A 12,522-nucleotide genomic window follows, 5' to 3' on the forward strand; every position below is an offset into this window, starting at 1 on the left:
CGCCCGGTGTGGATGCCGAGCGTGCCCAGCCGCTGGCCGGCCAGCACGGTCAGTTGCAGCTGCACCAGGTCGAGCCCGGTGACGGCCTCGGTCACCGTGTGCTCCACCTGCAGGCGCGGGTTAGCCTCGATGAAGACCCAGGGCAGCGTGGCAGAGCTGTCGTCCACCAGGAACTCGAAGGTGCCCAGGCCCAGGTAGCCCACGGCCTGCGCCATGCGCAGCGCGGCCTGCGTGAGCGCAACGCGCACCGGTTCGGACAAGGTGGGGCTGGGCGCCATCTCCACCAGCTTCTGGAAGCGGCGCTGCAGCGTGCATTCGCGCTCGCCAAGGCTGGCGACCGATTCGCCGTCGCCCAGCACCTGGATCTCGATGTGGCGGGCCCGCGGCATCAAGCGCTCGACGTACACGCCCTCGACACCGAAGGCCGCGCGCGCCTCGGAAACGCAACGGGCATGGGCCTCGGCCACGTCCTCGGCGCGCAGCACGGCGCGCATGCCGCGTCCGCCGCCTCCGCCGATGGCCTTGATCATCACGCCCGCGCCGTCCTTGGCCTGCTCGACGAAGAAGGCCTGGGCTTCCTGCAGTGTGACCGCGCCGGCACTGCCCGGCATGACCGGCACATCGCATTGCTGGGCCAGTGCGCGGGCGCGCGCCTTGTCGCCGAACAGCGCCAGTTGCTCCGGCGTCGGCCCGATGAAGACCAGCCCGGCCTTCGCACAGGCCTGCGCGAAGTCGGCCCGCTCGCTCAGGAAGCCATAGCCGGGATGCACCGCATCGCAGCCCTGCGTGCGGGCGATGGCCAGCAGCGCGTCGACGTCGAGGTAGGCCGACGGCCCCGTGGCCGCCAGTGGCACGGCGACATCGGCCAGTTGGGCATGCAGGGCCTGTGCATCGTCCTGCGCATGCACGGCCACGCTGGCGATGCCCAGGTCCTGCAGGGCGCGCACCAGACGCACGGCGATCTCGCCGCGGTTGGCGATCAGAACTTTCTTGAACACGGGGAGGACCTCGGAAGGGGTGAGTGACTCAGTCGATGTCTTTCAGCAGGCGCCGCAGCACCTTGCCTGCGCCGGTGGCCGGCAGCGCATCGATGAAGCGCACCTGCCGCGGCACCTTGTAGGGCGCCATGTTGTCGCGCGCCCAGGCGGCGATGGCCTCGGGCGTGGCCTCGGCGCCGGGCTTGCGCACGATGAAGGCCTTGACCACTTCGCCCTTCTCCGCATCGGGCTGGGAGATGACCGCGGCCTGGGCCACGGCCGGATGCTTGATGAGGATGGTCTCGACCTCCTCAGGGAACACGCTGTAGCCCGAGACCTTGATCATCTCCTTGAAGCGGCCGATGAAGCAGAGGTAGCCGTCGGCGTCGAGCTTGCCCATGTCGCCGGTGTGCACCCAGCCGTTGCGCAGCGTGGCGGCGGTGGCCTCGGGCTTGTTCCAGTAGCCCTTGAAGGTGCCTTCACTGGCCAGCACGATCTCGCCCACCTCGCCGGCGGGCAGGTCACGCCCCGTCTCGGGGTCGAGGATGCGGATGGTCACGCCCGGCGCCGGAACGCCCTGCGTGCCCCAGCGCGGCGCATGGCGCGGCGTGTAGGTGTCGCAGGTGTGGGTCTCCGACAGGCCGTAGGCCGCCTCGTGTGAAGTGCAATTGGGCGCGAAGCCCTGCCACTGCCTGGCCAGCGGCTCGGTGAAGGCGATGCCGAAGCTGGTGACCGGGTTGACCTTGAGGCTGGACAGGTCGAACTCGCGCGCGTCCGGCAGCTGCATGCAGGCCACGTTCATGGGCGCGATGCTGTACCACCAGCTGACCTTGTGGCGGTCGATGGCCTGCAGCACCGCATGCGGGTCGAAACGGTGCAGCAGCACCTGCGTGGCGCCCACCAGCACCGGCACGTTCACGGCCATCAGCATGCCGGCGATGTGATACATCGGTGCCACCGACAGCAGCACGTCGTCGGCCTGCACGCCGTTGCAGTCGGCCGCGATCCGCGTCTTGAAGAGGGCGTTGCCGTAGCTCAGCATCGCGCCCTTGGGCAGGCCGGTGGTGCCCGAGGTGTAGGTCATGAGGGCCACATCGTCCAGCGACAGCACGACCGGCTCGGGCCTGGCGTCGCCCGTGCTGGCCTCGCGGAAGTCCTCGCAGCCGGTCGGCACGGTGCGCGGCTCCTTCATCGCGGCCTGCAGTTCGGCGGGCAGATCCAGCACCGGTTCGGCCGGCAGCAGATCGGCGTAGTGCACCACGAACACATGGGCCAGGTGCGCGGCCTCGGCCTGCACCTGTTGCACCACGGGCAGCAGCGGCGCGGCGGCGACGATGACGCGCGCCTTGAGATCGCCCACCTGGTAGGCCAGCTCATGCGCCTTGTTCAGCGGGCCACTGGGGCAGACGATGGCGCCGATCTTCTGGATGCCGTAATGGGCCACCAGGTACTGCGGGCAGTTGTTGAGGAAGAGCACCACCGGCTCGCCCTTGGCCACGCCCAGCGCCTGCAGCCGGGCGGCGAAGGCGTCGCTGGCGCGGTCGAGCTCGGCATAGCTCATGCGGTGGCCGTACCAGAAGCAGGCGGCATGGTCGCCGCGCTCGCGCGCATGGGTGCGCAGGTACTCGTGCAGGGGCAGGCGGGGGCGCTCAGGAAGCGCATCACCAGCGGTGTGGGGGCGGGTGTCGAGGCTCATGGGTGTCTCCGTGGCGTCTGCCGATCAGGGTTAGCGATAGCGCGCCGAACCCCGTCGACCCTTGTCATGCATTGCATGGTGCACGAACAATCCTACCGATGGGTAGAACATCGGAGACACAGCACAAACCCAAAGCCATCGCGCCTGGTGGTCTGGCAAATCAGGCGCCTGTGGACGGGCCTGCACGCACCCACGGCAATGGCCGCCAGCGCTCGGCCACCGCCGGCACGGACGTGCAGCGCGAGCGCATCCTGCAGGCCGCCACGCAGCTCTTCGCAGCCCAGGGCTATGCCAGCACCACGCTGGCCCAGGTGGCGCAGGCACTGCAGGTGACCAAGCCCTTCATCTACTACTACTTCCGCGACAAGCAGGAGCTGTTCGAAGTGCTGTCGTGGCCGCCCACGGTCGACTGCTTCACGGCGCTGGACTTTGCCGACGACGACCCCAGCCCCGCCGCACAGAAGGTGGTGGAAGGCCTGCACCGGTTGATCCGCGCCACCGTCATGCACTACCCGGCGGCCTTCTTTCCCTACCGCGAGCCCCAGGTCTACCGGCCCGAATACAACGCCGCGATGAAGAAGCTGGCCCACCATTTCTACGACAAGCTCACGCCGCTTCTGGAGCAGGGCCGGCGCGACGGCGACCTCGACTTCAATGAGACCCGCATCACCGCCCTGGCGGCCTGCAGCCTGCCGGGCTTCCTCTACAGCTGGTACCAGCCCGGCGGCCGGCTGGGGCCCGAGCAGATCGTGGACGAGCTCACGCAGCTGGCCACGCGCGTGATCGGCCTGCGCATTCCTGCAGCCTGACCCTTCATTCCAACGACAACGAACGGAGACACACCATGACATTCCGCGCCCGGCTTGCGCCCCTGGCCGCTGCCCTTCTTGTTGCCGCCGGGACTGCCTCGGCGCAGGACGACAAGGTCTACAAGATCGCCTACATCGACCCGCTCTCGGGCCCCTTCGCCAACGTGGGCGAGCTGATGCTGGCCCATGTGCAGTACGCCGTGGACGACATCAATGCCAAGGGCGGCGTGCTCAAGGGCCAGGCCAAACTGCAGCTGCTGCAGTTCGACAGCAAGCTCTCCGCCCAGGAAAGCCAGAGCGCCCTGCAGGCCGCCATCGACCAGGGCGCGCGCGCCATCGTCACCGGCGGCTCGGGCTCCTCGGTGGTGACGGCGCTGGTGCAGGCGGTCAACCGCTGGAACCAGCGCAACCCGGGCAAGGAGATCCTGGTCCTCAACCATTCCTCCATCGACCCCGAACTCACCGGCAAGGCCTGCAGCTTCTGGCACTTCCAGACCGAGGCCAACACGGCGATGAAGATGAAGGCCCTGGCCAACTTCATCAAGAAGACGCCGGACGTGAAGAAGGTCTACCTGCTCAACCAGGACTATGCCCACGGCAAGCAGTGGGCCAGCTATGGCAAGCAGCTGGTGGGTCTGGCGCGGCCTGACGTGCAGTTCGTCGGCGAGGCGCTGCATCCCATCGGCCGGGTCAAGGACTTCGCCCCCTACGTGGCCAACATCAAGGCCTCGGGCGCCGACTCGGTCATTACCGGCAACTGGGGCCAGGACATGACGCTGCTGCTCAAGGCCGCGGGCGATGCGGGCTACAACCTGCGCTACTTCAACCACAGCGCCGGCTCGGTGCCGGGTACCGTGCTGGCCGTGTCTCAGGCCAAGCTGGGGCAGCTGACCTGGGTGGCCGAATGGCACCCGGGGCAGGCCGACAGCCCGCGCGTGGATGCGCTGGCCAAGGCCTACAAGACCAAGATGGGCAAGGACTTCCTGGCGCCGCGCATCGACATGACGCCGCGCCTGCTGGCCGCCGCCATCGACAAGGCCGGCAGCACCGAGACGGTGGCGGTCGCCCGTGCCATGGAGGACCTCAGCTTCGACTCGGTGGTGGGCCCGGTGCGCATGCGCGGCGAAGACCACCAGCTGCTGCTGCCGCAGGTGGTCAACACCATCGCTCCGGTGGATGGCAAGACGGTCAAGACCGGCTGGGAAGGGACCAACTACGGCTTCCGCACCGAGGCGGTCTACGGCGGCAACGAACTCGCCCAGGGCACCGACTGCAAGATGGTGCGGCCGGGCGGCTGAGCCCGGCGGGCCCCTGCGGCCTGCGCTGCCGTTGTCGGCATTGGCTGGCATGAGGTGTTCACCGTCCATGCCTAGACTGGGCCGATGCAAGCCACCTTCGACCCCAGCGCCAGCCCTGCAGCCACCACCGTGGCCCTGATCGGCGCACCCACCGACGTGGGTGCCAGCGTGCGCGGCTGCGGCATGGGACCGGATGCGCTGCGCGTCGCGGGCCTGGCCGAGTGCGTGGCCCGCATGGGCCTGACGGTGGTCGACCGGGGCAACCTGGCCGGCCCGGCCACGCCCTGGCGCGCGCCAGAAGGCGGGCTGCGCCATCTCAAGGAGGCGGTGGCGTGGAACCGCAGCGTGTACGACGCGGTCGATGCGGCGCTGGGCGCGGGCCATCTGCCGCTGCTGATGGGGGGCGACCACTGCCTGGCCGTCGGCTCCATCAGCGCCGTCGCCTGGCATGCGCGCCGCCGCGGCAAGACGCTGCGGGTGCTCTGGCTCGACGCCCACACCGACGTCAACACCGAGGCCACCTCGCCCAGCGGCAACCTGCACGGCATGCCGGTCGCCTGCCTGCTGGGCCATGGGCCGTCCGCCCTCACCGGCTGGAGCGGCTTGCCGAGCGCATTGCAGGCCGATGCCCTGCGCTTCATCGGCATCCGCAGCGTGGATGCGCCCGAGCGCGACGCCATCCGCGCCCTGGGCCTGACGGTCTTCGACATGCGCCACATCGACGAACACGGCATGCGCACCACCATGACCGAGGCCCTGCACGGCGTGGACGAGGACACCCATCTGCATGTGAGCTTCGACATCGACTGCCTGGACCCGGATGTTGCCCCGGGCGTGGGCACCGGCGTGCGTGGCGGACCCGGCTACCGGGAGATGCAGCTGTGCATGGAGATGATTGCGGACACCGGCCGTCTGGGTTCGATGGATGTGGTGGAACTCAACCCGGCGCTGGACGTGCGCAACCGCAGTGCAGAGGTTGCGGTGGAGCTCATCGAGAGCCTGCTGGGAAAGTCCACGCTGGCACGCCCCTGAGCGGCTGTATCGCATGCGCTGCCAAAGGGGATTGCTCCTACACGGTTCGTCGGCCACCGGGGCGACAGTGAATGTCGCGGGTGCCTCATAGTCCGATCACCCCTGCTGCGCCCGCCCTCACCCATGCCCGAATCCGCCCCTCCCATCGGTTCTGCCTTGCGCGTGCTGGTTGTCGAAGACGATCCCGACGTGCTGCAGACCACGCTGGAGATGCTGAAGCTGCTGGGCCACTGGGCGACGGGTGTGGGCAGCGCAGAAACGGCGCGCGACCGCTATCTGGATGGCGCCTTCGATGTGGTGATGATCGACGTGGGGCTGCCGGCGCTGTCGGGGCTGGACTTGGCCGAGGCGCTGGGCGTGCGCGATCCGGTGCGAATCATCTTTGCCACGGGCCGGCCGCCTCCGCGCGATCTGCCGGCCAACACGCAATGGCTGCGCAAGCCCTTCGGCATCGACGCGCTAGCCGATGCGCTGGCCACACCGTCTAGCGGGGGGATGGCGTCGGCTTCGCCGCCCCCTCGGTGACAGGTGTGGCCACCGCCGGTTCGGTGCGGGCTAGGTAGCGCTCCAGCAGCGCATAGAAGCCTTCGTAGAAGCGGTCGTCGGTGAGCGTCTGGCTGGCCACCTTGACCATCGCGTCGTCGCTGGAGGTGAAGGGCAGCGACAGCGAGCCGAAGGCCCCCACGCCCACGCTGGCCGAGTTGTTCACCTTCTTGAGGCCGTAGCGGTCCTGCACCGCGGTGGCGAAGGCGATGGCGGCAGGCTGGCCGTTGTCGCCCTGCTCCTGGGCGCAGACCACGCGGAACTCGACCTCCACATGCACCTCGCCCTCGGGCTGGAAGCTCTTGCGCCCCGTGACCTGCTCGGCTGCCGCCGCGGTGATCATGTAGCCCTGGCTCAACAGCGCCCGCCGGGCCGCCTCACAGGTCTGCACCACCGTGGCGTCGTAGATGCGAGTATGGGTGTTGGTCGCCTCGAAGTCTTCGGTCGTCAGGTCCTTGGCACCTTTGCGCTTCGGCGCGCTGCCGCAACCGGCCAGCGCGGCTGCCAGCACCACCATCCCCACGGCGCTCCAGCCGCGCCCCGCCATTGTTCGCATCGTCGTCATCCCGCAAGTGTCGCCCGGCCGGCGGCTGGGGCGTGGCTTGGACAGTCCGGCGGAAAGACGGTTCCCCGTCAGGGATACAGCCCACGTTCCTGGCGGGCGGCAAGAATGCGCTCGCACGCCACTGCGAAGGTGGCAGTGCGCAGTGCGATGTGGTGCTCGTCGGCCTTGTTCCAGATGTGCTCCAGCGCGCCGACCATGATGCGGTCCAGCCGCTGGTTGATCTCGTCCTCGGTCCAGAAGAAGCTGGAGAAATCCTGTACCCATTCGAAGTACGAGACGGTCACACCGCCGGCATTGCAGATCACGTCGGGCACCACCAGCACGCCGCGCTCGGCCAAGATGTCGTCCGCCTGCGGCACCGTCGGGCCGTTGGCGCCTTCGAGCACCAGGCGGGCCGTGATGCGACGGGCGCGCTCGGCGCTGATCTGGCCTTCCAGGGCGGCCGGGATCAGGATGTCGGTGGGCACGTCCCAGAAGGCCTCGTTGTCCACCTGATCGCCGGCACCGAAACCGACGATGCCGCCGGTGCGGCGCGAATGGGCCATCAGCGCCGGCATGTCGAAGCCGCCTTCGTTCACCAGGGTGCCGGTGTGGTCCTGCACCGCCACCACCTTGGCGCCCGCCTCGGCAAACAGTTCGGCCGCCACCGAGCCCACGTTGCCGAAGCCCTGCACGGCCACGCGCGCGCCCTGCAGCGGCAGGCCCAATCGGCGCGCCGCTTCGCGGCCGGTCACGTACACGCCGCGGCCGGTGGCCTTGACCCGGCCCAGCGAGCCGCCCAGGTGGATCGGCTTGCCGGTGACCACGCCCGTGGCGGTCGAGCCGGTGTTCATCGAGTAGGTGTCCATCATCCAGGCCATGATCTGGCCATTGGTGTTGACGTCCGGCGCCGGAATGTCCGAATGCGGGCCGATGATGAGGCCGATCTCGCTGGTGTAGCGCCGGGTCATCTTCTCCAGCTCGTTCTGCGACAGCTTCTTGGGGTCGACGCGGATGCCGCCCTTGGCGCCGCCGTAGGGCAGGTTGACGGCCGCGCACTTGACGGTCATCCAGGCCGACAGGGCCATCACCTCTTCCAGCGTGACGTCGGGGTGGAAGCGAACCCCGCCCTTGCCCGGGCCGCGCGACAGGTTGTGCTGCACGCGGAAGCCCTCGAAGTGGGCGATGGTGCCGTCATCCATCTCGATCGGCACGTCCACGATCAGCGCGCGCTTGGGGCGCTTGAGGGTCTCGGCCCAGCGGCCCAGGTGGCCGAGATAGGGCACCACGCGGTCGACCTGCGACAGGTAGGTGCCCCAGGGGCTGGTGGAGGACGGGTGGACGTACGAGAGTTCGCTGGACTGCTGCATGGTGAGGAGGCCTCGGTGGTGCGGATGGCCGCGACGATAGGCCGGCCGACCGCGCCGCGCCAGTGGCCATGCAGCCGGCGGCGGACCTTATGCGCGAGCGGCAAGGCGCCGCCGCGCCGAGCCGCCCGGCAGTCCCCCTGTCAGTTGGCCGCGGGCGCGACCGGCACCGTGCGCGGCCGGCCGCCAAAGATGGCCGTGCCCACCCGCACCATCGTGCTGCCGGCGGCGATGGCCGATTCCAGGTCGGCGCTCATGCCCATCGACAGGGTGTCCAGCGGCAGCCCCAGCGCGTCGCGCAGCCGGGCGGCCAGATCGGCCACTTGGGCGAAGACCGCCCGCTCGGCCGCGGCATCGGGCTGCGGCTCGGGAATGGCCATCAGTCCGCGAAGCGCCAGCTGCGGCAGCGCCGCCACCTCGCGCGCCAGCGCCTCGGCCTCCTCCGGCGTCACGCCCGACTTGTTGGCGCCGCCGTCGATGTTGACCTGCAGGCACACCTGCAACGGCGGCAGATCGGCCGGCCGCTGCTGCGCCAGCCGCTGGGCGATCTTCAGCCGGTCCACGCTGTGCACCCAGTCGAACTGCTCGGCCACCGGCCGCGTCTTGTTGCTCTGCAGCGGACCGATGCAGTGCCATTCGAGCTGCGAGCGCAGGTCGCCCAGGGCGGCGATCTTGTCCAGGCCTTCCTGCACGTAGTTCTCGCCGAAGGCCCGCTGGTCGGCGGCAAAGGCCTCGCGCACCGCCTCGGGGCCGAAGGTCTTGGAGACTGCCAGCAGCCGCACGGCGGCCGGATCGCGGCCCGCCGCCTCGCAGGCGCGCACGATCCGTGCATGAACCTGCTGGAGCTGGTCACTCGTCGTAGTCATAATTGCTGAAACCGTTTCAAAACGTCACGAAGTCTAGAGAGGTCGCCCGTGGACATCACCCAGTTGCTGGCATTCAGCGTCAAGAACAAGGCGTCGGACCTGCACCTCTCGGCCGGCCTGCCGCCGCTGATCCGTGTGCATGGCGACGTGCGCCGCATCAACCTCGATCCCATGGAGCACAAGGAAGTGCATGCCATGGTGTACGACATCATGAACGACTCGCAGCGCAAGCATTACGAGGAGTTCCTGGAGATCGACTTCTCGTTCGAGGTCGAGGGACTGGCGCGCTTCCGGGTCAATGCCTTCAACCAGCAGCGCGGCTGCGCGGCGGTGTTCCGGACCATTCCGTCGAAGGTACTGACGCTGGAGCAGCTGAACGCGCCGCGGATTTTCGGCGACCTGGCCCTCAAGCCGCGCGGGCTGGTGCTGGTGACGGGGCCGACCGGCTCGGGCAAGTCGACCACGCTGGCGGCCATGGTGAACCACCTCAACGAGACCGAGTACGGCCACATCCTGACGGTGGAGGACCCGATCGAGTTCGTGCACGAGTCCAAGAAGTGCCTGATCAACCAGCGCGAGGTGGGGCCGATGACCCTGAGCTTCGCCAACGCGCTGCGCTCCGCCTTGCGCGAGGACCCGGACGCGATCCTGGTGGGCGAGTTGCGCGATCTGGAGACCATCCGCCTGGCGCTCACGGCGGCCGAGACGGGCCACCTGGTGTTCGGCACGCTGCACACCTCCAGCGCCGCCAAGACCATCGACCGGATCATCGACGTCTTCCCCGGCGAGGAGAAGGAGATGGTGCGCGCCATGCTGTCGGAATCGCTGCAGGCCGTGATCTCGCAGACGCTGTGCAAGACCAAGGACGGCGCCGGCCGCGTGGCGGCGCACGAGATCATGCTGGGCACCCCGGCCATCCGCAACCTGATCCGCGAGGCCAAGGTGGCGCAGATGTACTCGAGCATCCAGACCGGCCAGAGCATGGGCATGCAGACGCTGGATCAGTGCCTGGTCGACCTCGTGCGCCGCGGGGTCATCAGCCCCGCCGAGGCGCGCGGCAAGGCCAAGACGCCAGAGAATTTCCCCGGGTGATGAGGCCCCCCGGCTTTTCACGCCTGCGGCGTGTAACGCCACCCCCCGAGGGGGAGGCGCGGCCGGCTTGGGGCGGCCCGGCGCTCGGCCGCATTTCCCTCTAACTTTTCTGGAGCCACCATGGAACGCGATCAGGCCAGCCAGTTCATCACCGACCTGTTGAAACTCATGATCAGCCGTGGGGGCAGCGACCTGTTCATCACGGCCGACTTCCCGCCGGCGGTGAAGATCGACGGCAAGGTGGTCAAGATCTCGCAGCAGCCGCTGTCGCCGCAGCACACGCTGGCGCTGACGCGGGCGCTGATGAACGACCGCCAGACGGCCGAGTTCGAGCGCTCGCGCGAATGCAACTTCGCGATCTCGCCGGCCGGCTACGGGCGCTTCCGCGTCAACGCCTTCGTCCAGCAGGGGCGCGTGGGCATGGTGCTGCGGACCATTCCGACCACGCCGCCGACCATCGACGGCCTCAACCTGCCGCAGGTGCTCAAGGAAGTCACCATGACCAAGCGCGGCCTGGTGATCGTGGTGGGCGCCACTGGCTCGGGCAAGTCGACCACGCTCGCCGGGATGCTGGACTGGCGCAACGAGAACACCCAGGGCCACATCGTCACGGTGGAAGACCCCATCGAGTTCGTGCACCCGCACAAGAACTGCGTGGTGACCCAGCGCGAGATCGGCATCGACACCGACAGCTGGGAGGCGGCGCTGAAGAACGCGCTGCGCCAGGCGCCCGACGTGATCCTGATGGGCGAGATCCGCGACCGCACGGCCATGGAGAACGCGATCATCTTCTCCGAGACCGGCCACCTGTGCCTGGCCACGCTGCACGCCAACAACGCCAACCAGGCGCTGGACCGCATCATCAACTTCTTCCCCGACGACCGGCGTGAGCAGCTGCTGATGGACCTGTCGCTCAACCTGCGCTCGATGATCTCGCAGCGGCTAATCCCGACCGAAGACGGTCGTGGCCGGGTCGCGGCTGTGGAAATCATGCTCAACACCCCGCTGATCGCCGACATGATCTTCAAGGGCCAGGTGGGTGAGATGAAGGAAGTGATGCGCAAGAGCCGCAACCTGGGCATGCAGACCTTCGACCAGGCGCTGTTCGACCTGTTTGAGCAGTACGCCATCTCGTACGAGGACGCCGTGCGCAATGCCGACTCCACCAACGACCTGCGGCTGCAGATCAAGCTGCACAGCCAGCGCGCGCGCACCCGCGACCTGAGCTCGGGCACCGAACACCTGTCGGTGATCTGAGCGCGGGCCGGCCGCGCCACGCCGGGCGCCGCTAAGCTCGGGGGATGAGCACACCCTCCCCCTCCTTCAACCCCAAGTCCTATACCGCCGTCCCGGCCCGCGCCGTCGCCTTCCTCGGCCTCGGTGTCATGGGCTACCCGATGGCGGCCCACCTGGCGGCCGCGGGCCACCGCGTGACCGTCTACAACCGCAGCGCCGCCAAGTCCGCCGCCTGGGTACAGGAATTCGGCGCGAGCGGCGGCCACGCCTCGGCGCCCACCCCGCGCGAGGCGGCGGCCGGCGCCGACATCGTGTTCTGCTGCGTGGGCAACGACGACGACCTGCGCTCGGTGGTGCTGGGCGACACGGGCGCCTTCGCCGGCATGAAGCCGGGCGCCGTCTTCGTGGACCACACCACCGCCTCAGCCTCGGTGGCGCGCGAGCTGTCCGTCGACGCGAGCGCCCGGGGCCTGCACTTCATCGACGCGCCCGTCTCGGGCGGCCAGGCCGGCGCGCAGAACGGCATGCTCACGGTGATGTGCGGCGGCGACGCGGCGGTGTTCGCGCAGGTGGAGCCGGTGATCGGCGCCTTCGCCCGCGCGGTCACGCTGCTGGGCGACAGCGGCGCCGGCCAGCTGGCGAAGATGGTCAACCAGATCTGCATCGCCGGGCTGGTGCAGGGCCTGTCCGAGGCCGTCGCCTTCGGCCAGCGCGCCGGCCTGGACATGGAGAAGGTGCTGGACGTGATCGGCAAGGGCGCCGCCCAGAGCTGGCAGATGGACAACCGCGGCAAGACCATGGTGGCCGGCCGCTTCGACTTCGGCTTTGCCGTGGACTGGATGCGCAAGGACCTGGGCCTGGTGCTCGACGAGGCCAAGCGCAACGGCGCCCGCCTGCCGGTGACGGCGCTGGTGGACCAGTTCTATGCCGACGTGCAGCAGGCCGGCGGCGCGCGCTGGGACACGTCCAGCCTGATCACGCGACTGAAGTAGAGAACACCCCCCATGCCGCTTCGCGGCTCCGGGCGGCCGCCAGAGTCGGCTGCTCTTCGGGCACGTCCAA

General features: G+C 69.0%; 12 protein-coding genes. 7 read left to right on the plus strand and 5 right to left on the minus strand.

Annotated elements, in window-relative coordinates; all coding sequences use genetic code 11:
• Together QZ772_RS15395 and QZ772_RS15400 are read right to left on the minus strand one after the other, a co-directional pair.
• Positions 1–998 (minus strand): biotin carboxylase N-terminal domain-containing protein (locus QZ772_RS15395; protein WP_295527961.1); only part of this gene is annotated, 998 nt, incomplete at its 3' end.
• Positions 999–1,026: 28 nt separating this feature from the next.
• Positions 1,027–2,673, minus strand: coding sequence for an AMP-binding protein (locus QZ772_RS15400; RefSeq protein WP_295527964.1), 1,647 nt, complete (start codon positions 2,671–2,673; stop codon positions 1,027–1,029).
• A 98-nt stretch (positions 2,674–2,771) separates the two neighbouring features.
• Between QZ772_RS15400 and QZ772_RS15405 the strand changes: the two genes are divergently transcribed.
• From QZ772_RS15405 to QZ772_RS15420, 4 genes are all read left to right on the plus strand, one after another.
• Positions 2,772–3,482 (plus strand): TetR/AcrR family transcriptional regulator, encoded by a 711-nt coding sequence (locus tag QZ772_RS15405; RefSeq protein WP_295527967.1) that lies wholly within the window; start codon positions 2,772–2,774, stop codon positions 3,480–3,482.
• A 35-nt stretch (positions 3,483–3,517) separates the two neighbouring features.
• Positions 3,518–4,780 carry a branched-chain amino acid ABC transporter substrate-binding protein gene (locus QZ772_RS15410; RefSeq protein WP_295527969.1) on the plus strand — a complete coding sequence of 421 codons (1,263 nt, stop codon included), beginning with the start codon at positions 3,518–3,520 and terminating at the stop codon, positions 4,778–4,780.
• An 84-nt stretch (positions 4,781–4,864) separates the two neighbouring features.
• Positions 4,865–5,812 (plus strand): arginase, encoded by a 948-nt coding sequence (rocF, locus tag QZ772_RS15415; RefSeq protein WP_295527971.1) that lies wholly within the window; start codon positions 4,865–4,867, stop codon positions 5,810–5,812.
• A gap of 123 nt (positions 5,813–5,935) precedes the next feature.
• Complete coding sequence (locus QZ772_RS15420) at positions 5,936–6,337, plus strand: response regulator (protein WP_295527974.1); 402 nt, start codon at positions 5,936–5,938, stop codon at positions 6,335–6,337.
• Here QZ772_RS15420 and QZ772_RS15425 read toward each other — a convergent pair.
• The 3 genes from QZ772_RS15425 to QZ772_RS15435 all read right to left on the minus strand — a co-directional run bounded on the left by QZ772_RS15425 (position 6,297) and on the right by QZ772_RS15435 (position 9,132).
• Positions 6,297–6,911, minus strand: coding sequence for a DUF2242 domain-containing protein (locus QZ772_RS15425; RefSeq protein ID WP_295527977.1), 615 nt, complete (start codon positions 6,909–6,911; stop codon positions 6,297–6,299). The two genes, QZ772_RS15420 and QZ772_RS15425, sit on opposite strands and share 41 nt — an antisense overlap.
• 77 nt (positions 6,912–6,988) lie before the next feature.
• Positions 6,989–8,269 carry a Glu/Leu/Phe/Val dehydrogenase gene (locus QZ772_RS15430; RefSeq protein WP_295527980.1) on the minus strand — a complete coding sequence of 427 codons (1,281 nt, stop codon included), beginning with the start codon at positions 8,267–8,269 and terminating at the stop codon, positions 6,989–6,991.
• Positions 8,270–8,409: 140 nt separating this feature from the next.
• The gene (locus tag QZ772_RS15435) at positions 8,410–9,132 is read right to left on the minus strand and encodes a YggS family pyridoxal phosphate-dependent enzyme (RefSeq protein WP_295527983.1); all 723 of its coding nucleotides are present in this window, start codon (positions 9,130–9,132) and stop codon (positions 8,410–8,412) included.
• A gap of 48 nt (positions 9,133–9,180) precedes the next feature.
• Between QZ772_RS15435 and QZ772_RS15440 the strand changes: the two genes are divergently transcribed.
• From QZ772_RS15440 to QZ772_RS15450, 3 genes are all read left to right on the plus strand, one after another.
• Positions 9,181–10,224, plus strand: a complete 1,044-nt coding sequence (locus QZ772_RS15440; RefSeq protein ID WP_295527986.1) for a type IV pilus twitching motility protein PilT — start codon at positions 9,181–9,183, stop codon at positions 10,222–10,224.
• Between the two features lie 120 nt (positions 10,225–10,344).
• The gene (locus QZ772_RS15445; protein ID WP_295527989.1) at positions 10,345–11,481 is read left to right on the plus strand and encodes a PilT/PilU family type 4a pilus ATPase; all 1,137 of its coding nucleotides are present in this window, start codon (positions 10,345–10,347) and stop codon (positions 11,479–11,481) included.
• Between the two features lie 44 nt (positions 11,482–11,525).
• On the plus strand, positions 11,526–12,452 hold the full coding sequence (locus QZ772_RS15450; protein WP_295527991.1) for an NAD(P)-dependent oxidoreductase: 927 nt from the start codon (positions 11,526–11,528) through the stop codon (positions 12,450–12,452).
• Positions 12,453–12,522 lie beyond the last annotated feature (70 nt).

This window comes from uncultured Pseudacidovorax sp. (assembly GCF_913773995.1).
GTDB lineage: Bacteria > Pseudomonadota > Gammaproteobacteria > Burkholderiales > Burkholderiaceae_C > Xenophilus.

Excerpts from the sequence above, each read along its gene's own strand:
- QZ772_RS15400 (WP_295527964.1), bottom strand. The coding sequence starts at position 2,673 with ATGAGCCTCGACACCCGCCCCCACACCGCTGGTGATGCGCTTCCTGAG.
- QZ772_RS15405 (WP_295527967.1), top strand. The coding sequence starts at position 2,772 with ATGGGTAGAACATCGGAGACACAGCACAAACCCAAAGCCATCGCGCCT.
- QZ772_RS15410 (WP_295527969.1), top strand. The coding sequence starts at position 3,518 with ATGACATTCCGCGCCCGGCTTGCGCCCCTGGCCGCTGCCCTTCTTGTT.
- rocF (WP_295527971.1), top strand. The coding sequence starts at position 4,865 with ATGCAAGCCACCTTCGACCCCAGCGCCAGCCCTGCAGCCACCACCGTG.
- QZ772_RS15420 (WP_295527974.1), top strand. The coding sequence starts at position 5,936 with ATGCCCGAATCCGCCCCTCCCATCGGTTCTGCCTTGCGCGTGCTGGTT.
- QZ772_RS15425 (WP_295527977.1), bottom strand. The coding sequence starts at position 6,911 with ATGCGAACAATGGCGGGGCGCGGCTGGAGCGCCGTGGGGATGGTGGTG.
- QZ772_RS15430 (WP_295527980.1), bottom strand. The coding sequence starts at position 8,269 with ATGCAGCAGTCCAGCGAACTCTCGTACGTCCACCCGTCCTCCACCAGC.
- QZ772_RS15435 (WP_295527983.1), bottom strand. The coding sequence starts at position 9,132 with ATGACTACGACGAGTGACCAGCTCCAGCAGGTTCATGCACGGATCGTG.
- QZ772_RS15445 (WP_295527989.1), top strand. The coding sequence starts at position 10,345 with ATGGAACGCGATCAGGCCAGCCAGTTCATCACCGACCTGTTGAAACTC.
- QZ772_RS15450 (WP_295527991.1), top strand. The coding sequence starts at position 11,526 with ATGAGCACACCCTCCCCCTCCTTCAACCCCAAGTCCTATACCGCCGTC.